At 66.9% G+C, this 19973-nt stretch carries 14 protein-coding genes and 2 pseudogenes; 10 read left to right on the plus strand and 6 right to left on the minus strand.

Annotation, left to right across the window (positions count from 1 at the left end):
- Positions 1 to 15: 15 nt before the first annotated feature.
- From ACO073_RS30280 to ACO073_RS30310, 7 genes and pseudogenes are all read left to right on the plus strand, one after another.
- Positions 16 to 399 (plus strand): annotated as a pseudogene (locus ACO073_RS30280) (ATP-binding cassette domain-containing protein); the annotation flags it as partial.
- A gap of 73 nt (positions 400 to 472) precedes the next feature.
- Positions 473 to 697 carry a hypothetical protein gene (locus ACO073_RS30285; protein ID WP_422003489.1) on the plus strand — a complete coding sequence of 75 codons (225 nt, stop codon included), beginning with the start codon at positions 473 to 475 and terminating at the stop codon, positions 695 to 697.
- Positions 698 to 1027: 330 nt separating this feature from the next.
- Positions 1028 to 1273, plus strand: a pseudogene (locus ACO073_RS30290) (adenylate/guanylate cyclase domain-containing protein); the annotation flags it as partial.
- An 835-nt stretch (positions 1274 to 2108) separates the two neighbouring features.
- Positions 2109 to 2663 (plus strand): tetratricopeptide repeat protein, encoded by a 555-nt coding sequence (locus ACO073_RS30295; protein WP_422003490.1) that lies wholly within the window; start codon positions 2109 to 2111, stop codon positions 2661 to 2663.
- A gap of 46 nt (positions 2664 to 2709) precedes the next feature.
- Positions 2710 to 4524: a hypothetical protein gene (locus tag ACO073_RS30300; protein ID WP_422003492.1), complete on the plus strand. Its 1815-nt coding sequence runs from the start codon at positions 2710 to 2712 to the stop codon at positions 4522 to 4524.
- Complete coding sequence (locus ACO073_RS30305) at positions 4524 to 5738, plus strand: G1 family glutamic endopeptidase (RefSeq protein WP_422003189.1); 1215 nt, start codon at positions 4524 to 4526, stop codon at positions 5736 to 5738. Before ACO073_RS30300 ends, ACO073_RS30305 begins: the two co-directional genes overlap by 1 nt.
- A 201-nt stretch (positions 5739 to 5939) precedes the next feature.
- On the plus strand, positions 5940 to 6350 hold the full coding sequence (locus ACO073_RS30310; protein WP_422003484.1) for an FKBP-type peptidyl-prolyl cis-trans isomerase: 411 nt from the start codon (positions 5940 to 5942) through the stop codon (positions 6348 to 6350).
- 192 nt (positions 6351 to 6542) lie between these two features.
- Here the strand turns inward: ACO073_RS30310 and ACO073_RS30315 are convergent, their stop codons facing one another.
- Complete coding sequence (locus ACO073_RS30315) at positions 6543 to 7013, minus strand: MaoC family dehydratase (protein ID WP_422003190.1); 471 nt, start codon at positions 7011 to 7013, stop codon at positions 6543 to 6545.
- Positions 7014 to 7024: 11 nt separating this feature from the next.
- Positions 7025 to 8719, minus strand: coding sequence for a glutamine--tRNA ligase/YqeY domain fusion protein (locus ACO073_RS30320; protein ID WP_422003191.1), 1695 nt, complete (start codon positions 8717 to 8719; stop codon positions 7025 to 7027).
- A gap of 402 nt (positions 8720 to 9121) precedes the next feature.
- Between ACO073_RS30320 and ACO073_RS30325 the strand changes: the two genes are divergently transcribed.
- Positions 9122 to 9976, plus strand: coding sequence for a Fic family protein (locus ACO073_RS30325; RefSeq protein WP_422003192.1), 855 nt, complete (start codon positions 9122 to 9124; stop codon positions 9974 to 9976).
- Between the two features lie 641 nt (positions 9977 to 10617).
- On the opposite strand, the gene ACO073_RS30330 is transcribed toward ACO073_RS30325, so the two are convergent.
- Together ACO073_RS30330 and ACO073_RS30335 are read right to left on the minus strand one after the other, a co-directional pair.
- Complete coding sequence (locus tag ACO073_RS30330) at positions 10618 to 12192, minus strand: reverse transcriptase domain-containing protein (protein WP_422003193.1); 1575 nt, start codon at positions 12190 to 12192, stop codon at positions 10618 to 10620.
- A 257-nt stretch (positions 12193 to 12449) separates the two neighbouring features.
- The gene (locus ACO073_RS30335) at positions 12450 to 14066 is read right to left on the minus strand and encodes a GMC family oxidoreductase (RefSeq protein ID WP_422003194.1); all 1617 of its coding nucleotides are present in this window, start codon (positions 14064 to 14066) and stop codon (positions 12450 to 12452) included.
- Positions 14067 to 14278: 212 nt separating this feature from the next.
- Here ACO073_RS30335 and ACO073_RS30340 point away from each other — a divergent pair, with 212 nt between their 5' ends.
- Positions 14279 to 14788 carry a DUF2867 domain-containing protein gene (locus ACO073_RS30340; protein WP_422003196.1) on the plus strand — a complete coding sequence of 170 codons (510 nt, stop codon included), beginning with the start codon at positions 14279 to 14281 and terminating at the stop codon, positions 14786 to 14788.
- A gap of 199 nt (positions 14789 to 14987) precedes the next feature.
- Here the strand turns inward: ACO073_RS30340 and ACO073_RS30345 are convergent, their stop codons facing one another.
- Positions 14988 to 16166, minus strand: coding sequence for a hypothetical protein (locus ACO073_RS30345; protein ID WP_422003198.1), 1179 nt, complete (start codon positions 16164 to 16166; stop codon positions 14988 to 14990).
- 189 nt (positions 16167 to 16355) lie between these two features.
- Between ACO073_RS30345 and ACO073_RS30350 the strand changes: the two genes are divergently transcribed.
- Positions 16356 to 18383 carry a GAF domain-containing protein gene (locus ACO073_RS30350; RefSeq protein ID WP_422003200.1) on the plus strand — a complete coding sequence of 676 codons (2028 nt, stop codon included), beginning with the start codon at positions 16356 to 16358 and terminating at the stop codon, positions 18381 to 18383.
- Between the two features lie 346 nt (positions 18384 to 18729).
- Here ACO073_RS30350 and ACO073_RS30355 read toward each other — a convergent pair whose 3' ends face one another.
- Positions 18730 to 19827, minus strand: coding sequence for a phosphotransferase (locus ACO073_RS30355; protein WP_422003202.1), 1098 nt, complete (start codon positions 19825 to 19827; stop codon positions 18730 to 18732).
- Between the last annotated feature and the right edge of the window lie 146 nt (positions 19828 to 19973).

Here is a 19973-nt window from a genome sequence, read left to right on the forward strand (position 1 = left end):
CCGGACCCGCCAGCCGTGCCGCGCGACGGCAGCCTCGTCTTCGCCGGTGTCCGCCTGCGCTACGCCGCCGACGCGCCGCCGGCGCTCGACGGCTTCGACCTCGCGATCGCGAGCGGCCGCCGCGTCGCGCTGCTGGGCCCGAGCGGCGCCGGCAAGAGCTCGATCGCCCGCCTGCTGGTGCGCTTCCGCGAGTACGAGGGCACGATCCGCCTGGGCGGCCACGACCTCAGGCGCTACGAGCCCGACGCGCTGCGCCGGCTGGTCGGCGTCGCGCCGCAGGAGGCGCATCTCTTCAACGCCACCCTGCGCGAGAACCTCCTGATCGCCGCGCCGGAGGCCGACGAGCCGGCGCTGCACCGCGCCCTCGACGTCGCCCGGCTCGGCCAATTCGTGCGCGACCTGCCCGACGGCCTCGACACCTGGGTGGGCGAGGGCGGCGCCCGGCTGTCGGCCGGCCAGGCCCCGCCGCCTGGTGATCGCCCGCACGCTGCTGCGCCAGCCGCTGGTCCTCGTCCTCGACGAGCCGACCGAGAACCTCGACGCCACCACCGCCCGCGCCCTGATGGCGGCGCTGGCGGAGGAGCGGGCGGGGCAGACGACGGTGCTGATCACCCACGATCCCGCGGCGGCGGCGGCGTTCGCGGACGAGGTCGTGCGGATGGAGGCGGGGCGGGTGGTGAGCGCTGATGCGCGATGACGGGTGAGGGTGCGTTGCGTTCGCGGCGGTGCCCGGGTCAAGAGACCGCCACGCTCTGACATACCTCGCCGAAGTCACAGGCTTGGTCATTCAAATCCAAGGTTAGTCGCGGTCCTTTCCGCTAGTATTGGTTGTGGCTCGAGCTCCCCCACGCGGCAAACGACCGCCACACCGCACGCCGAGAGATGTGCCAGCGACCCCGCTGCCGTTCCCTCGCCGGGGCCTGCTGGCCGTGCTGGCAGCCGACGTGGCGGGCTATACGCGACTGATGGAGAGCGCCGAGGAGGAGACCCACAAGCGCCCTGATGCAGATCAATCAGGAGATCGTTGTTGGCGACGCTCGCGCGGCATGAAGGGACGCTGGTCAAGCATACCGGCGATGGCTTCCTTGCCACCTTCCGGAGCGCGATCAGCGCTGCGAACTGCGGCCTGGCGATCCAGGAGCAGACGGCTGACGCCAACCGCAACCGGCCGGCCAGCGAGGCGATCCTGTTCCGGATGGGGCTCAACCTCGCCGACGTCATCATCGAGGAGCACGACGTTTTCGGCGACGGCGTGAATGTCGCGGCGCGGCTTCAGCAGTACGCCGAACCCGGAGGCATCGTGATTTCGGGGATGGTCGCCGAGGCGATCTCGGGCGAAGTCCCGGCGACGGTTGTCAGCGTCGGCGATTTCTATCCCAAGAATCTCAGCCGGCCCATCCAGGCATTCGTGATGCATCGGCAAGGCACGCTGCCGGCACCGACCGCGATGTCCACACCCGGCCGGGAGCGGCCATCGATTGCGGTTCTGCCGTTCTCCGTCGCCGCCGCCTGCAACGACAACGACAGTACGTATCTCGCGGGCGGCGTGATCGAGGGGATCATCCATACGCTGTCCGGGCTCGACGAGTTGCTGGTGATCTCCCAGGGCTCGACGGTCGCCTATGCCGGCCAGCGGCCCGACGTGCGGATCGTCGGTCGCGAGCTCGGGGTGCGCTATGTGTTGTCCGGCAGCGTACGGCGCTCGGGGAACCGGCTGCGGATCCATACGGAGTTGAGCGAGACCGAAAACGGCACGGTCACCCGCACCGACCGCTATGACGGCGAGCTTGCCGACCTCTTCGACATCCAGGATCGGATCTCGGCCCAGGCGGTCACCAGCATCGCCCCGAACATCCGCGAATGGGAGCTCCAGCGCGCGCGCCGCAAGCCGGCGGACAGTCTCACCGCCTACGACCTGCTCCTGCGCGGCAACGACCTCATGCTGCGGCTGAACGAAGGCGACTTCAACCGTGCGCGGGGCCTGCTCCAGCAGGCGATCGCCGAGGATCCCGGCTACGCGCCGGCCTGGGCCTATGCGGCCTACTGGCATATCCTGCGCATCGGGCAAGGCTGGTCCCCCGACATGGGGCGCGGACCACGCCGCCGCGGTGCGCTGCTCGGAAGCGGCGCTGGCGCGCGACGAGGGTCTGGCGCTTGCGCTGGCGATCCGCGGCCACATGAAGTCCTTCCTGGACCACGACTTCGAGGGCGCTTCGGCCCTGCTGGAGCGTGCGCTCGCCTCCGGTCCGAACTTGCCGCTCGCCTGGTCCTTCGCCAGCTGCACCAGCGGGTACAGGGGCGACGGGCCGGTGGCGGTGCTGCGGGCGGAGCGCGCGCTGCGCCTGTCGCCGCGCGATCCCTTTGCCTTCCGGCACGAGAGCATGCTGGCGCAGGCCCACTACATCAACGGCCATCACGAGCTCGCCGTCGAATGGGGCGAGCGGGCCCTGGCGAGCAACCCGCGCTTCTCGTCGAACCTGCGCGTGCTGATCGCGGCCTTGGTCGCGCTCGGCCGCAACGAGCGGGCCGCCGCGCATGCGAAGGCGCTGCTCGCGGCCGAACCCGGATTTCGGATCCTGTCGTGGGCGCGTCGAACGCCGTTTCGCGGCGCGCTGCTCGACGGGGTCGTCGCCCGCCTGCGGGAGGCCGGGCTGCCGGATTGAGAGTTGTGGTGGCGTACGCGTTCTCCGGAACCGAGGGGAGATCGACATGGCACCGAGCAACGAAGGCAACGAGGGCAACGAAGGCAACGAAGGGAATGTGGGCGCCATCGGGCGCGCCGGGGGCGGCGGCTTCGGCCTCTTGCCCGACCGCGTCGACCTGCCGTTCATCACCGAGCGCGGGGTCGCCCGGCAGCGCCTCTTTCCTCCGGTGCAGACCTGGAACGACAGGTTCTGGGCCGGCGACTGGTCGGCGTGGCGGATGCTGATCGATTTCGCGCAGGTGGCGACGCTGCCCTATGCGCGGCCGCCGCTGCGCCGGGTCGCTGCCCCGGTCGCCCAAAACGCCCCCGCCGGGTCGAGCTGCACGCTGGACGCTGCGACGCCGGCGCTGCCAGCCGCGTGTGTCGGGACCTACGAAGTGCGATGCGTGAAGGCGCCGACGGCAACGACCGACGGCGTGATGCGGCTCAGAGCGCCCAGCGGCCGGATAGTCGTGGACAGGAGCTTTCCGTCGGGTGCGGGCCACATCGACTTCGCGGACGAACTGCAATTCAAGGTCACCCAGGCCGGAACGGACTTTTCGGACCGCGGGGGCTTCGACATCAAGGTGACGGCATGGGGCGTCACGGTGCAGTCCATCGGCAATACCGGGAATGGCACTTGCGTCGTCGATCCCATACCGTTGCTGGCCGGCGCGCAGCTCGGCAGGTATCGGGTGCGTTGTACCGCCGTTGGGGCGAACACCACCTTCCAGCTGAGGCGACCCAACGGCAATCTGCTGCAAACCGCGACCATAGGCGGCGGCGGGTTCGCCCAGTTCAACACGCAGCTGCAGTTCAAGGTGAATCAGGGCGGCACCGCCTTCGTCGTGGGCGACAGCTTCGACCTCACTGTCGAGCGCCTGGTCTGGCTGGACGAGCCGGACAAGCTGCGGGCCGGTCCGGCGCTGACGGTCGACGTCGCAACGCAGGTTCTTGCAGCCAAGGGGCGGATCGTCATGGATCCGATCTCGCCCACCCGATCCGATACGGAGCCCGGTGTTTATTTGCTGGCCTGGAAGGACGCGACTGGCAATGGAAGGTTCGACTTCACGGGCCCGAATGGCTTCAACACCGTCGTTGCATTGAACGCCGGCCCGACCGTGGTGGCGCAGAAGCTCTATCTGACGATCGACACGGGCACCGGCTTCGGCCCCGGCGACAGCTTCACGATCACCGTCGAAGACGTGATGGCGACTTTCCCCGAGCGCGAATTGAAGGCTCTGATCCGCCTCGCGGAGGATGAGCGCCCCGATGCGCTGGGCGAGATCCTCGCGCAGGCCGACGGAATCTCCAGCTACTTCATGGCGGCCCTCAACATCTCGCCGCGCACCCATCCCAACACCTGCCAGTTGCTGCAGATCGGCAGCCTGATCGGCTGCTATGGCTCGATGCACTTCAAGAACCTGTACCAGCGCCGCCGGCCGTCGCAGCTTGCGCCCGGCCTGATGCCGCCGATCCCCGTCCCGGGCCATCCTGCCTATCCGAGCGGCCATTCGACCCAGGCCCATCTCATGGCGCTTTGCGTCAAGGAGGCGCTGCCGGCCGGCGCGCCGCCGCCCGACGTCGACATTCGCGAGGAGCTCGGTCTGGTGATCGACGAGTTGGCCGACCGGATCGCGCGGAACCGCGAAATCGCCGGCCTGCATTTTCAAAGCGATTCCAAGGGGGGCGCGAACCTGGCGCAGAGCCTGTTCGAGGTCCTGAAGTCGAACGCGCTGCCCGACACTGTGCCGCAACCGATTCCGCCGGCGGCTACTCCGGCGTCAATCGCCCGACGTTTCCAGGCCATTGTCGAGGCCGCGCAGATGGAGTGGCCGTGATGGCACAGGAAAAGGACCCCAAGGGCAGCGTGTCGGGGGACAAGCCGACACACAACGCGCTGTTCGATTCGCTTCGCATCGAGCTCGATGCGCGCATCGTCCGCCAGGCGCCGCTCCCCCTGCCGGCGGATCTCGACCTCCTCGACCCCAGCCTCACGGTCGGTGACTTCGTGCGGCTTGGGCTGCCGCCGCGGCCGACCGATCCGCAGGCGTTGCGGCTGTGGCAGGAGATGCTTCCGCCCAGGTTGAAGATCGTGCCGCCCTTCGACGACAGCAACGTCGGCACCTACGCGTTCCGCGCCGACATGGCGTTTGGCCTGTCGGCCCTGCCCGCCGACCAGGGGGACGATGACGTGACGCAGGCTCGGGTGGCGAAAATTCCGCGCGGTCGACTCGCCTCGAGCCGGAACTGGTCGGGAGCGGCGATCTTCGCCAACCGCGGCGACCGCTTCAACCAGGTGATCGCCAGCTGGACCGTTCCCGCGGTCAGCGCGGGCAGTGGCGATGGCCCCTGGGTCTGCTCGACCTGGATCGGCATCGACGGGCTCAGGCGGTGGATGAGGTCGATGCCCCAGATGGGCACGACCCAGGTCGCGGGCGACACCGGCGAACGGGATAGCGACGGCAACCCGATGGAGTACTTCGCGTGGTGGCAATGGTGGCTGCGCGGCCGCACCCTCCAGGTCCCGGTCGTCTTGGGGCCCACGCTGAAGCCGGACGACAAGGTCTACTGCTGCATGACGCTGCTGCCGCCGGGCCAGCCCGATCCGGGCGACCGGAATCACGTGCAGTTCTTCCTGCGTGTCAACGACAGCGGCCACTCGCTGCGACTCGGTCCGCCGCCGAGCAACGACCCATCGGACGACGACACGCCGCGGCCCGTGCCGGCCACCGGCGCCAGCGCCGAATGGATCCTGGAACGGCCCACTGCCCTGCGCGACAGTCCCAACGGCAACGTCAAGGAGGGCGATCTGTATCCGTTGCCGAGGTTCGATACGGCCGGCGCCGACGATTTCCAGGCGAGCCTGGCGACCGATCCCGATCCGCTGGTCGTGGCGACGATCGCCGCCGCGCCGATCACCCCGGCGGTGAACTTCCGGACGCCCTTGAAGCTGCGCATGATGGAGCACCGATGGGACCCCTCGCGGATGGCGGTGATCGCGAGGCCAGTCGAAGCCAGGGATGGCAGGGTGAGGATCGTTTACCGGGAGTGAGCACCGTCGTCGCTGACATCTGACGCCATCGTCACCCGTGCCCCCGCGCGTGGCCGACGCTCGATCCGGGCGTTCCTGTCCGCGCCGCCGCGATCGCTATTGGCTTCCCCGCCATTGTCCCGTATCGCTGACCAGAGCCCGCGACCCCTCCCGAGGAAAAGCCGTCCCATGCCAATGACCGTGCCAGTGACCCGCCGTGTCATGATCGCCCTCACCACCCTCGGCGCCGCCCGGGCGGCCGCCGCGCAAACGCAAGGAAAAGCCATGACGACCCCGACCGGCCTCAAGATCATCGACACGACCGTCGGCACGGGCCCGAGCCCCAAGACCGGCCAGACCTGCGTCATGCACTACACCGGCTGGCTCTCCGAAGGGGGCGAGAAGGGCAAGAAGTTCGATTCGTCCGTCGATCGCGGGTCGCCCTTCGAGTTCCCCATCGGCCAGAAGCGCGTCATCGCGGGCTGGGACGAGGGCGTCGCGACCATGAAGGTCGGCGGCAAGCGCACCCTGATCATTCCGCCCGAGCTCGGCTACGGCGCGCGCGGGGCGGGCGGCGTCATCCCGCCCAACGCCACGCTGATCTTCGACGTCGAGCTGCTGGCGATCAAGTAGCGTCCGGAGCGCGATGACTTCAGCTCCGTCGTCCCGACCGGAGCGCGAAGCGCGCAGCGGAGGGACCTTCTCTCCACCTTAAGCGGCTTGTCGTGGAGAGAAGGTCCCTCCGCTCCGCCTCGCTGCGCTCGGCTCCGGTCGGGACGACGGGACCGACTTGAACTCATCACGCTTCCAGGGCTGCGGCGGCGCTCACGTCTTCGGGTAGGCGATGCTCATCGTCTCGGCGACGCAGGCCGGCCGGTCCTTGCCCTCGATCTCGACGGTCCACTGGTAGGTCATGCGGATGCCGCCGTTCGGCATGTCGTCGGCGGCGAGCAGCTTCTGGCGGCCGCGGATGCGCGCGCCGACCTGCACGGGGCTGGTGTAGCGCACCTTGTTCGAGCCGTAGTTGATGCCGTTGCGCACATTGTCGATGCGGAGGATGTCGCGGCCGAAGGTGGAGATCACCGCGAAGGTGAGATTGCCGTGGGCGATGGTCTTGCCGTCCGGCATGTCGGTCTTGCAGCGCTCGACATCGACATGGATCCATTGATGGTCGCCGCTCGCCTCGGCGAACGTGTTGATGCGCTCCTGGGTCATGACCAGCCAGTCGCTGACCCCCAGCTCCTGCCCGACCAGCGCCTTCATCGCCTCCGGGCTTTCCACGATCCGTTTGGCCATCCCGTCCTCCCTTATCCGACCTGCATCTTCGCCCAGGTGTCGCGCAGCTCGATCGTGCGGTTGAACACCAGCGCGTCCGGGCGGCTCTCCGGGTCCGCGCAGAAATAGCCCTGCCGCTCGAACTGCACGGCCTCGCCCGCCGGCATCTCCGCCAGCGAGGGCTCCGCCAGCGCGCCCGTCAGGACCTCGAGCGAGCCGGGATTCAGATCCTTGTCCAGGTCGCCGTCGGCGCCCGGGTCGGGGCGGTTGAACAGCGGGCTGTACAGGCGGACCTCGGCGGGGCGGGCGTCGCGGCCCGACACCCAGTGCAGGGTCGCCTTCACCTTCCGCCCGTCCGGCGCATTGCCGCCGCGGCTGGCCGGATCGTAGGTGCAGCGCAGCTCCACCACGGTGCCGTCGGCGTCCTTCACGACCTCCCGGCAGGTGACGAGGAAGGCGTAGCGCAGCCGCACCTCCCGGCCGACGGCCAGCCGGAAGAACTTGTTCGGCGGGTTCTCCATGAAGTCGTCGCGCTCGATGTAGACCTCCCGGCCGAACCGAAGCGTGCGCGTGCCGGCGGCCGGGTCGGCCGGATGGTTGACGGCCTCCAGCTCCTCGACATGGTCCTCGGGAAAGTTCTCGATCACCAGCTTGAGCGGCCGCAGCACCGCCATGCGCCGCTCGGCCACCTGGTTGAGGCGGTCGCGGATCGCGTGATCGAACATGGCGATGTCGACGACGCTGTTGGCCTTGGACATGCCGATGCGCCGGACGAACTCGCGGATCGCCTCCGGCGGCACGCCGCGGCGGCGCAGGCCGGCCAGGGTCGGCATGCGCGGATCGTCCCAGCCGCTCACGATGCCGCGCCGCACCAGGTCCGTCAGGTAGCGCTTGGACAGGACCGTGTAGCCGATGTTGAGGCGGGCGAACTCGGTCTGGCGCGGCCGCGACGGCACCGGCAGGTGGTCGAGGAACCAGTCGTAGAGCGGACGGTGGTCCTCGAACTCGAGCGTGCAGAGCGAGTGGGTGACGTGCTCGATGGCGTCGGACTGGCCATGGGCGAAGTCGTAGGTCGGGTAGATGCACCACTGCGTGCCGGTGCGCGGGTGGGTCGCGTGCAGGATGCGGTACAGGACGGGGTCCCGCAGGTTCATGTTGCCGGACGCGAGGTCGATCTTCGCGCGCAGCACGCAGGCGCCGTTCGGGAACTTGCCCGCGCGCATGTCGCGGAACAGGCCGAGGTTGGTCTCCACCGACCGGTCGCGATCGGCCGAGGCCCGGCCCGGCTCGGTCAGCGTGCCGCGCATCGCCCGCATCTCGTCGGGCGGCGTGTCGTCGACATAGGCGAGGCCGGCGCGGATGAGGTGCTCGGCCCAGTCGTACAGCGTCTGGAAATAGTCCGACGCATGGTGCAGATGCTCGCCCCAGTCGAAGCCCAGCCAGCGGACGTCGCGCTGGATGGCGTCGATGTACTCCTGCTCCTCCTTCACGGGATTGGTGTCGTCGAAGCGCAGGTGGCAGCGCCCGCCGGTCTCGACGGCCAGCCCGAAGTTCAGGCAGATCGACTTGGCGTGGCCGAGATGCAGATAGCCGTTCGGCTCCGGCGGAAAGCGCGTGACGATGCCCGCCACCCGGCCGCTGGCGAGGTCGGCCTGGACCATGTCGCGAATGAAATCCCGGGGCTCTTCGCTGGCCGTGGCCTCGGGCGCCGGCTTCCTGTCGTTCATCTACCTGTCAAACCTCCACACGGGCCGTGCGCGGGTACTCTGCGGCCAAGCCGATTGTAGCACTGCCGGCGTGCCGAGCTATGTCTCGGCCATTCGCCGGTCCATCATCTTGCCGGCACTATATAGACTGATCGAGGAACGGCGCAGCCCTCAGGGGATAAGGCGCTCGCCAGCCGGGCCAACACCGGCGGGCCACGACCATCCGGGAGCGCAACGACGTCCAACGCCGGCCCCAATGCGCTCTACAGCGGGCCTCCGGCCGATGTACGAATACCGCGACGCCCGCGCGATCTTCGCGGAACGTGGCCCGTGTTGAGGTGGTGCCGGCGTGCTTGAAGGGCAACGGGTTGCGAGGCTAATCTTCCGGATCCGCCTATTGGACCGACGGGCTGAGAACACCAAATGGCAGACTTGGTCATTACGGACGCTGAAGTCCGGGGGGAGTATGAGCGATGGCTCGCCCTCTTGCCTAAAGAGGATGCCTACGCGACGAAGGATACTCTTGGTCTGAGAGACGTTATTGATGCGCATTTCGCGATCGCGGATTTCTTCTACGCGGAGGGAACAGGGATGGGTGGTATCGGGCCAAAGAGCCTGGCCCTTCTCCACTCGGCGATGTTTCGGCAACATGTAAGCTTTGGTGGTCGGCGCAAATGGACGGATCCACTCGACATTTGCGCAACTCTTATGTTTGGCCTGATCATGGATCACCCTTTCCATGATGCCAACAAGCGCACGGCATTCCTTTCGTCTCTCTATTACCTGAAGCGCAAGTCCCGCATTCCGGATGTTGATCAGCGTGTCTACGAAGACTTTACCGTGTCAATTGCCGATCATGCTCTGGCGCCATTGATGGACCAGTACGGCATTCCTCCAAGTGAGGATCGGGAAGTCGCTTGTATCTCGGAGTTTCTCAGGCGCAACACACGTCGAACCGATAAGAGATTCTACGTTATTACCTTTCGTGAGTTGGATCGTCTCCTGCGCAAGTATAACTGCCATCTCCAGGACCCGTATCGGAACTACATTGACCTTTACCAAACTGATCGATCAGGCCACTCGAGGCGCATTATGAATGTCGGCTTTCCCGGATGGACACGTCCGGTGGATGAAGCGGCAATCCGAGAAATACGCCGTCGCCTGAAACTGACCGACGAGTACGGAGTTGACTCGCAGTCGTTCTTCAAGGGCGTGGAAGACCTTGAGACGCTAATTGCCAGCTACCAAGAGCCTTTGCGACGCTTGGCGAACCGCTAGCCGATAAGGAGAAATAGGAGAGCAGTTGCATCGCGGTTCGCAAGCGGCGCAATCAGCCACCGCGGCACGGGCTTGAGCAGACATTTCGCTAAGCGCATTTCTTGTGGTTTTTCCGAGCCTTGAATTACCGGATGAGCTTTCGGGCCAACCTCACTGAGGGAGAACGGGCCACATCTTGGTTCGCTATGTCGGGAGCTGCGAGTTGTATCAATCGAACCGGCAGGCACGGCGAAGGTGCCCGAGTTCACTCGCATCATTGCAAAGATCGGCCATGCCTGCGTGGCTCGACTTGGCTTCAATTCGTTCTCACCATTCTTGCGTCGACCACCCTCGGTATGGACTTGTCGAATGTCCTCCAAAGCATGATCCAAATGGCCACCATCTGCACGAACTGAAGCACGGTCTGCTCCCCTAAAATCCAAGTCTTGTGGCCGTTAGCATCCGACTGCTTGTCGTACTAGGAACTCCAAAATACTTCGTGGCGGTGGGCAAAGGTGATGAAAGGAGGGATCGTGCCGGTGCCAAATGTTGACGCCAGCAGGTGCACATAATGAGCTGTGCAACCTGGAGGCGAACTCGGTTGACGATTCGGTGGGCGCCCGGCGAAGGAATACTGCCTGACGCGAGGCAACCCCATAGGGTCACGTCTTTGGCTTCTCCGACACAAGCCTGAGAAGCTCTGAAATCTCCACGGCCAGTTGTCTGTTCTGGTCGTACCCGCCACGTTGCGCCACGCCAACTACTTCATAGCGATTGTTTACAATTGGACCGCCGCTTATGCCGTCCGGGAGCGTGGCCGAGACTTCTATTAGCTTGACGCCATGTTTGGTCGGTCGAGCAACGATCTTGCCGTGGCGCTTGCTGAGCTCATCGCCGGGGCCATAGTCGGGAAACCCAAGCGCTACAATGTCATCATGTATGTTGTTGGGCGACGCCGAGGCGGGGAGATTGTGATACGCGTCTGCAGGTACATGGTGCGTTAGCACCACTAAGTCACGATGCTCACATTGTTGACCAGAGGCTGTCACCGAATACCTCGTAGATGTCTTCGGCTTGAAGAGTTCGGCACTTTTGCCAACCGGCAAGTCCTTTAGAACGTGATTGGCCGTAACTAAGCCTACGCCCTCAAGGAAGAAGGCCGTGCCTTGCCGACAAGTTGTGCCCTCTGCAAACTCTACGATCCAAACTGCACGATCAACAATGTCTTCATTTGTTGGTTCGATTGGCAGAGGAGGCGAATGCGGGAACAGCCTATTGAAGCGTTTCGCTAGGGTTCGATAGGCGCTGAACCTTCTCCCTCGAACCTGCCCAATCCATTCCAGCCGGCCACGAACTATCCACTCTAAAGCGGCACTTGTTTTATATCGGCTCTGATAGTCTTTCTCCGCAGCAGTAACGCCCACTTTTTCTAGCTTGTAGAGAGCTGCCCGTACGTCGCGCACAAACGTCCGCTTCACATTCGTAAACTCGTTTACGACGAGGCCTGTGACCTCTTTTCGCGCTCTTGGCCCCGCGAACCAAACCTTTCCAGGATTGATCTCGAACCCGTTAGAATGGATTGCTGCCCGCAGTGGTTCGGAAAGCTTCTCGATTTGCACTTTGCCAGAGGCCGGCAGCCCGCCCTCGAACAGCGCCAATGGCTGCGTGTAGCTTGAAAGAGAGATATCATCTGCATAGCGTGTGTACCTCAAGTGATGCTGCTTGGCGAAGCGCATAAGAACGCCGTCGAGGCGATAACTGATCATGTTAGCCAAAAGAGGCGAAGTAGGCGCACCCTGCGGAAGCTGGTTCCTCGTAACACAGACTACGGCAACAGCCTTCGCTGTCTCAGTATCAAGGCCAACCGCCTCCAACATTCCGATCAATCGCCGCCGTGAGATTGCGCCGAAATAGTCCTTCAGGTCTATATTTAGAAGATATGGCCGTCTCTGATGTTCATTTGCGTTCGAAACCGCACCTCGGCCCGTCACAAAGCCGTGGACAGGCGAACGCACCGAATACAGCTTCTCAAGCAAATGAAGCGTGCGGCGCTGCAGGAATTTCAGCCGCGGTTCTGGGACCAGCAACATCCTTGTCCCGCCGCTTCGCTTCGGAATCAATGCGGCGCTGTACCTATGGACTGAGTGCTTCTCAAGAAAGGCACGCTCTCCGCACTTCACTCCGAGGAATTCGTAGAACTTGGTCGCCGACTGCAACTCGTCCGGCAGTTCAGTCATGGAATTGAGCGCCCCTTCCTTCTCCCCCGAGCGTGGCGCACGGGGCGACCATCATTTCCAGTAACATTCGGTCAAACGTCGCAGTTACGACAACGCGGTATGCGAAGGGGCGCTTAACAATGATGAGGCCGAAAACTTGGACAGTCGTCAACTTGTAAAACCGTGAATGGAAGTTCGTACACGCGTCTGCGACCGCCATCCGGCCCGATCAGGCTGAACACGGTCCGGGGCGTGCCATCCCGGATCGCCGGACTCGCTCACGCCGCGACGGCCTGATCCGTTGCCCCCAGCATCATCCGCGCCGCCTTCTCGCCGATCATGATCGACGGCGCATTGGTGTTGCCCGAGGTCAGCGTCGGCATGATCGAGGCGTCGGCGACGCGCAGCCCGGCCAGGCCGCGGACGCGGAGCTGGTCGTCGACCACGGCCATCGGGTCGTGTCCCATCTTGCAGGTGCCGACCGGGTGGTAGGTGGTCTCGGCGGTGTTCCGGACCCAGTCGAGCAGCTCGTCGTCGGCGTCGATGTTGACGCCCGGCGCGATCTCGTCGGTGGCGATGGCCGCCATGGCCGGCGCCGTCATGATGCGCCGGGTGATACGCATCGCTCCCAGCGTCACCTCGCGGTCGAGCGCCGCGCTCAGGAAGTTGAAGCGGATCGCCGGCGGCGCGTCCGGCCGGCTCGACGTGACATGGATGCTGCCGGTGCTCTCCGAGCGCAGGATGTTGGTGATCGCGGTGATGCCGGAGGTGCTGGCGAGCTTGAAGTTCTCGCTCATCAGGAAGGGGACCCAGGAGATCGCGGCATCAGGCGCCTCCAGCCCGGCGCGGGTGCGGATATAGGCGCGGATCGGCGCCGCCGGCAGGCCGAGCAGCCCCTTGCGGGTGAGCGCATAGCGCAGCGCCTGCACGACGGTGCCGAGGCCGCGCATCTTGTCGTTGTAGGTGAGGCCGAGCGCCGGCGGCACCGTCCACTTCATCCGCGGCGAGTAGTGGTCGCGCAGGTTCTCGCCGACGCCCTTCAGCTCGTGGCGCACCTCGATGCCGGCCGCCCGGAGCCGCTCCGGCTGGCCGATGCCGGAGAGCTCGAGGAGCTGCGGAGAGTTGATCGAGCCCGCGCTCACCACCACCTCGCGGGTGGCGCGCGCCTCGCGCACCTGGCCGGCCACGGTGTAGCGCACGCCGACGCAGCGCTTGCCGTCGAACAGCAGGCCGCCGGTCAGCGCGTTGGCGACGATGGTGAGGTTCGGCCGGCGGCGCGCCGGATCGAGGTAGCAGACCGCGGTGCTCATCCGGCGGCCCCCGCGGATGGTCGCCTGGGTCATGCCGATCCCGTCCTGGCTGGCGCCGTTGTAATCCCGCGTGTAGGGGATGCCGACCTCGCCGGCGGCCTTGATCAGCGCGTCGTAGATCGCGCCGCTCTCGTTGCTCTCGCTCACCTTCAGCGGCCCGCCGCGGCCGCGATACTCCTCGTCGGCCTCGCCCTGGAAGCTCTCCATGTCGCGGAAGATCGGCAGCACCTCGCGATAGCTCCAGCCGCGATTGCCGAGCTGCGCCCAGGTGTCGTAGTCCTGGGCTTGCCCGCGCACGAACACCATGCCGTTGATCGACGACGAGCCGCCCAGCAGCTTGCCGCGCGGGATGGGGATGCGGCGCTGGCCGGTCGAGGCCTCGGGCTCCGAGGCGTAGAGCCAGTTGGCCGCGGGGTTGTCGATCAGCTTCGCGAAGCCGACCGGGATCCACGACCAGGGATGGCTCTCGCGTCCGGCCTCCAGCACCAGCACCCGGTTGCGCGGATCGGTGCTCAGTCGATTGGCCAGCACCGACCCGGCCGAGCCGGCGCCCACGACGATGAAGTCGAAGCTCGCCTGGTCCATCGTTCCCTCCGAGAGTCTTTTCGTTCGTCCGTTCGCACGGATCGTAAAGGGTGATGGCCGGGGTGTCTGCGCGTCAATGGCCGGTTGCCGCCGGGCGGGGAGGGGCACTTGCCAGAAACACCGGCCGGCCGCCCGCCGTTTGAGGACGGGCACCGCCCTTGCTATTGCCTTCCATCACCTCGCCACTTCCCGTCCGTGACGGCGGAACTTCCATGGCCCGCGTTTCTCGAATCGATCTGCCGCAAGGTTCGGTGCTCCGGCCGCTCTACGCCGGGGCGGGCTTCGCCGACGCCTTCGCGATCGATCTGCCGGGCCACGCGACGGACGACGCCGGGCGCCTCGCCACCCACATGCTGTCGGGCCAGGCGCGATGGGTGCGCTGGCTGCTGGCTCTCAGGGACACGCTCGTGGCGGGGTTCGGCCTCAAGACGTCGGCCGGGCTGCGGGACGACGGGGCGACCGACAGGATCGATTTCTTCCGGGTCTACGACCGGCGCCGGCACGAGATCGTCCTCGGCGAGGACGACCGCCATCTCGATTTCCGCCTGTCCGTCCTGGTCGAAGGCTCCACCCCGCGCCGCCGGCTGGTCGCCACGACGGTCGTGACCTTCAATCACTGGGGCGGGCGCGCCTACATCGCGGCCATCGCGCCCTTCCATCGCCTGATCGTGAAGTCGTCCCTGCGCCGGGCCGCGCGATCGGGCTGGCCCGCCGAGCGGTGAGGCCGCGCGCCGCCGATATCTCCGTCATCCCGAGCGAAGCCGCCCGAAGGGCGGCGAAGTCGAGGGACCTTTTTTCCGACTGCGGGATGACGGGGTTTGCGGTCATATGCGATAGCCCTGCCCTGGCACGGGGAGAGGTCGACAGTTCAATCCTCTCCGGCAGCACCGGCCGATCCTTCGAGATCGGCGGTTTTCTTGCTCACCGCCGCGGGTTGAGCACCTCGTCGCGTTCGAACAGGAAGAGGGCGGGGCAGGCGGCCGGCGCCGTCTCGAAGGGCTTGGTGAGGCCTGCCGGCGACACCAGCACGACGTCGTACCGGGCCGGGTCGCTGCGCGTGAAGCTGACATGGCATTCCATCGGCACGCCACCGACGCTGTAGCCCGTCACCTCGTAGTTGGCGCTCATCACCTCGGGCAGGGGCACACCCGCGCTCCGCAATCCCGCATAGACCGCGTCGACCAGCGCTTCGTCGCGCGACGCCAGCACGGCGGCCAGCTGGCTGGCCAGCGGACCCTTTGCCGAGCCCGCCTGGGCCGTGTCGTGCACCCGCGCGAGCAGATGACGGCGAGCGTCGCGTATCGGCAGCGAGCGGGCCTGCAGCGGCGAGGCGCGGCCCAGCCCGCCGGTCGCGTGGTTGCATATGCTGGCGGCGATCGCCGCCGGGTTCGACGGCAGGCGGCGCAGTCCGATCGGACAGACGCGCAAGGTGACGAACATCTCGTCCGTGTCGACATATTCCCAGCCGTCCGGCGGCAACCCCATCACGCGTCCGACGAAGCCTGGATCGATGCCCATCTGTGCGGCGTAGCGGACCATTGCCGCCGCGCCGCCGCGCGCCGCGTTGAAGCCGACGACGACGCCCTCGCGGCCATCCCTGGCGTTCGCAGACAGGTCGCTGGGCGAGGTCAGGTAGAAGTTGTGGAATCCGACCTGGCCGCCGATCTCGAGGCTGCGGCTGGGAATGGCCTTGGCGGCCTCGTGGCTTTGCGTGCCGCCGAGGAAGGCCAGCGCGCACGCCGACAGGCAGAGGTCATGGGCGCGGACCATGGTTGCCACGTCGAACTCGCGGATCAGATAGCCGAGCTTCAATCCCTCGTAGAGATCTCCGCCCTTGCTGCTGAGCTCGAGGGTTGCCAGCGGACTGCCGGGCGCCGGTTTCGTTGGGGAAGCACGCAGTTTTTCCAGGACCGTGCGCAACCGGCTGGCGTCGCCCCCCTCGATGAGACCGGTCAGGCGGATCGTGTGGGACGCCATCGCGGACTGCGGCGTGAGCCCCGGGATGGTCCTGGTCTCGACGGTCAGCGTCGCTCCCTGCCCGCTTGCCGCCAGCCAGGCGAACGAGCCGGCGGCGATGAGATGTACCAGTGGGCGCGGCATGGCGACTCCAGTGCGCCCTGCGGGAGCTCTGACCTGGCGACCGTGTGCAACTTTACTGTGAATTGGACTGGAAGGAAACCCTCGTGGAACTTAGTGTCGAGCGAGTTCACGTGTTTTCGTTGAACGCGGTCGGCACGCGTCTTTGGCCCTGTATCCAAGTGACATGAGATCGTTGCGGGACTGACGACAATGGATGAAACGAAGGCGACAGGGACCGGCAGGCTGCTCGACAGGAGCCGCTGGCTGTTCGCCGCGTTCGCCTTCGGCACCATCGTCTACACCCTTGTCGGTGCCTGGCTGGTTACCCGGGGACCAGCCGACCCGGTCGCGCATACCGCGGCCTTTCTCGCCCATCTCGTGTCGCCCTGGATGCTGGCGACCTACGTCGTGGCTGCCGCCTTCATGGCCTACGTTGCATGGTATCTGGGTCGCCCCCCGCGGCACGCCGTGAAGGAGCGCCCGATCGCCGCGACGATGCGCCGGACGGCGCTTCAGTTCGCGATGGTGCTGGCGCTGGCGGCTGTCACCCTCGCCGGCATCGCCTGGCTCTACGTCAGGGACCTCGACGCCACGTCGCAGTCCGAGCGCGCGACCCGGCAGGACGTGGTGGCCCGTCTCAAGGCCCAGCAGATCGACAAGTGGCTGGTCGAGGGCACTGTCGACACCGGGCTCCTGGCGCGTTCGCTGGCGCATATGCCGCTCGATCGGCTGCCCGGCGACCTCGATGTCCGGCGCGTGGTCGAGCTCGTGTTCGCCGACGCCCTGGCCGCCAACCCGGACCGCGTCGCCGCCACGCTGTTCGCGCCGGACGGCGCGGTTCTGGTCCATGTCGGCGCCGGCGCTGCGCCTGACCGGCCGATGGCCGAGGCGGCGCGCGGGCTGGCCGGCGCGCCGGCGACGGCGCCGCGCATCGTCGACGTCTACAAGGATGACGGAACGCCGTCCCGGGTGCACATGGGCTTCCTGGCGCCGGTCGCCGGAAGCGACGCCGCCAGGCCGCTCGCGGCCGTGCTGGCCATCACCGTCGATCCCTTCCGGGGCTTGCTCGAGCAGGTACAGGCCTGGCCAACACCGAGCCCCTCGTCCGAGGTCATGGTGGTGCGCCGCGACGGCGACCACCTGGTCTTCATCACACCGCCGCGCCTGACGCCGGTGCCGCCGCCCGACACGTACCGCGTGCCGCTGGCGACGAGCGAACGGTCCACGGCGCAAGCCATGCGCCAGGGGGGCGGCGTGCACAGCGGCCGCGATTATCGTGGCGTCGAGGTGCTGACGGCAAGCGTGCCCGTCAAGGGCCTGCCGTGGCTCGTCGTCGCCAAGACCGAAGAAGACGAGTTCTCCGCCCCCCTCAGGCGCCGAACGCTGACGCTCGCGCTGGTGATCGGCGGGGCCGTCCTGCTCGCCACGGTGATGCTGGTGGTGATGTGGGGCGAGGGACGCGCGGCCTTGCTGGCTTACCAGCAGCACGCCGAGGCCGAGCACGCGGCCCTGTCGGAACACTTCGCCCAGCTGACGCAGGTCGCCCGAAACATCGTTCTCATGATCGACAGCCAAGGCCATGTCATCGCAGCCGACCAGGCGGCGTTTGACGCCGGCGGCCGGGTCGCCGGCAAGCCCAATGGGCAAGTCTTCACCCACGACATCGGTGACCGCACGGCGCTGGAACGGGAGATCGCCCGTATGTCGCAGGTGCGCGCGGCACTCCAGGCCGCGACGAGGGTCGTGCTGCGGGCCGGCTCGGAGGAGGCGATTCTGAGGGGTGTCTGCGAGGCCCTTGTGCGTCTTGGCGGCTATGGCGGCGCCTTTGTCGGCGTCCCGAACGAGGATGCCGCGCGCTCGGTGCGGCTGGTCGCGAGGGTCGGCGTCGACGAAGGCTTCGCCGCAAGGGCGGGCCTGACCGGGAACGACGGTCCGCGCGGCGAAGGGACGACGGCAAGGGCGCTGCGCACCGGCGAGGTCCAGGTCGACCAGGACGCTGCTTCCAACCCGCGCATGAAACCCTGGCGCCAGGAAGCCCTGGAGCGTGGTTTCCTGTCCGCCATCGGCCTGCCCCTGAAGGTCGACGGCCGCGTCTTCGGCGCGCTGACCCTCTTCGCCGGAGCGCCCGATGCCTTCGAGCGAGACGAGACGATCCTGCTGTCGGTCCTGGCCGACGACATCGGCTTTGCCGTGGCCAGGCTGCGACCGCAATCCGTGCACCGCTCCGGTAGCGAGTAGGTCCGATCGATCCAGGGCAACGGCCACGGCTCTCGACGACATGTTGTGCATCCGAGAGGGCCGTTGACGATGCTCATGCAGCTTCCAGCGCTCCCTCATGAGGCGAAGGAATCGGGGCTAGCCGACCATGGCCGTCGGAGGCTGAGTGTCCGAGGCGTAGGGCCAGCTGGCGGCAGGGTTGTCGATCAGCTTGGCGAAGCCGACCGAGATTCACGACCGGGGATGGCTCTCTCGCCCGGCCTCCAGCAAGGCTCGCCGGGTCCATCGTTCCGTCCCCCCGCGGCCCGTATCGGCCCTGGTGCGGTCCTGGTTCGTCACAAAGGGGAGCGCGGCGCCGCTGCCGTCCTCACGCCGGCAGCAGATCGCCGACCTGCAGTTCGCGCACCGCGGCGTCGACGCGGCGGGCCACGGCGCGCGCCATCTCCAGGCCGCGCTGGTTGCCGAGGTCCATGCCGCCAGTCGTGAAGACCACGACGAACAGGCCGCACAGGACGGCGAGGCGGTAGGACTGCCAGCACTCGGCGAAGCTGAAGCCGTCGACGCCCATCCGGACCAGCGTGTCGTGATAGCGCTGCAGCAGGGCCTTCTCGGCCTGCTGCCGGTAGGCCGTCGGCAGGCTGTTGCAGATGAGATAGGCGACGTCGTAGAGCGGCCCGCCGCGCCCCGAGATCTGCCAGTCGACGGCGGCGACGCCGTCCTCGCCGAGCGCCGGCCCGAACATCAGGTTGTCGGCGCGATAGTCGCCGTGCACGAAGCTCCGGACGCCCGACGACAGGTCCTTGATGACGCGGGCGGCGACCGGGGCGAGGCCTTCGGCCGTCTTCTTCGTATAGTCGCTGTAGCAGTCGGCGAAGTTGCCGAGCGCCGGCGCCAGGAAGCCCTGGTAGCCGGCCTGGACGGCCATGCCGTACGGGTCGCTGGCGAAATCGAACAGCGCGGTCATGTCGCCGGCATCGACCTTGCCCCAGAAGCCGCCGTGCAGGCGCGCCAGGGCCGTGATCGCCGCCTCGGCCTGGGCCGGCGTCAGCCCGGCAATCTGGTCGCCCGGGGTGGCATCGCGCAAATCCTCGAGCAGCAGGGCGAAGCTGTGGTCGGCCAAGTCCAACTCGGCATGGAGCAACCGCGGCGTGCGGATCGGCGCGTGGGTGGCGAGCCTGGTGTAGAAGGCGATCTCGCGCGGGTAGAGGAAAAGCGCGCGAGCGACGCCGAGATTGACCGGATCGGCGGTCGGGAACTTGGCGATCACGCTCGCCGGCGCGCCGGGCTCGGGTCGGTCATAGTCGATCGTGAGGCGGGAGACCTCGCCCATGATGCCGATGCCCAGGCCGAGATTGGCGGCTGTGACTTTGCGGACCCTGGCCGTCGACAGCACGCCGCTGCGGTGCAGGACGGCGTCCATCCATGCCGCGTCGACGGCAGCCGCGTTTCCCGGCCAGTCGCCCATCTCGTTCCCCGTTCGTGTTGGCCGTAGTATGATTGTCCGCAGCCAGATTAGAAAGCCCGTCCCGGCGAGCGCGTCGTTCGCAAAACGCTCGCGATGGTGGCATGCTTGAGCAGCGTGTGCGTGCAACCGTCCTTCCACACCGTTCG

This window comes from Reyranella sp. (genome assembly GCF_965229815.1).
GTDB lineage: Bacteria > Pseudomonadota > Alphaproteobacteria > Reyranellales > Reyranellaceae > Reyranella.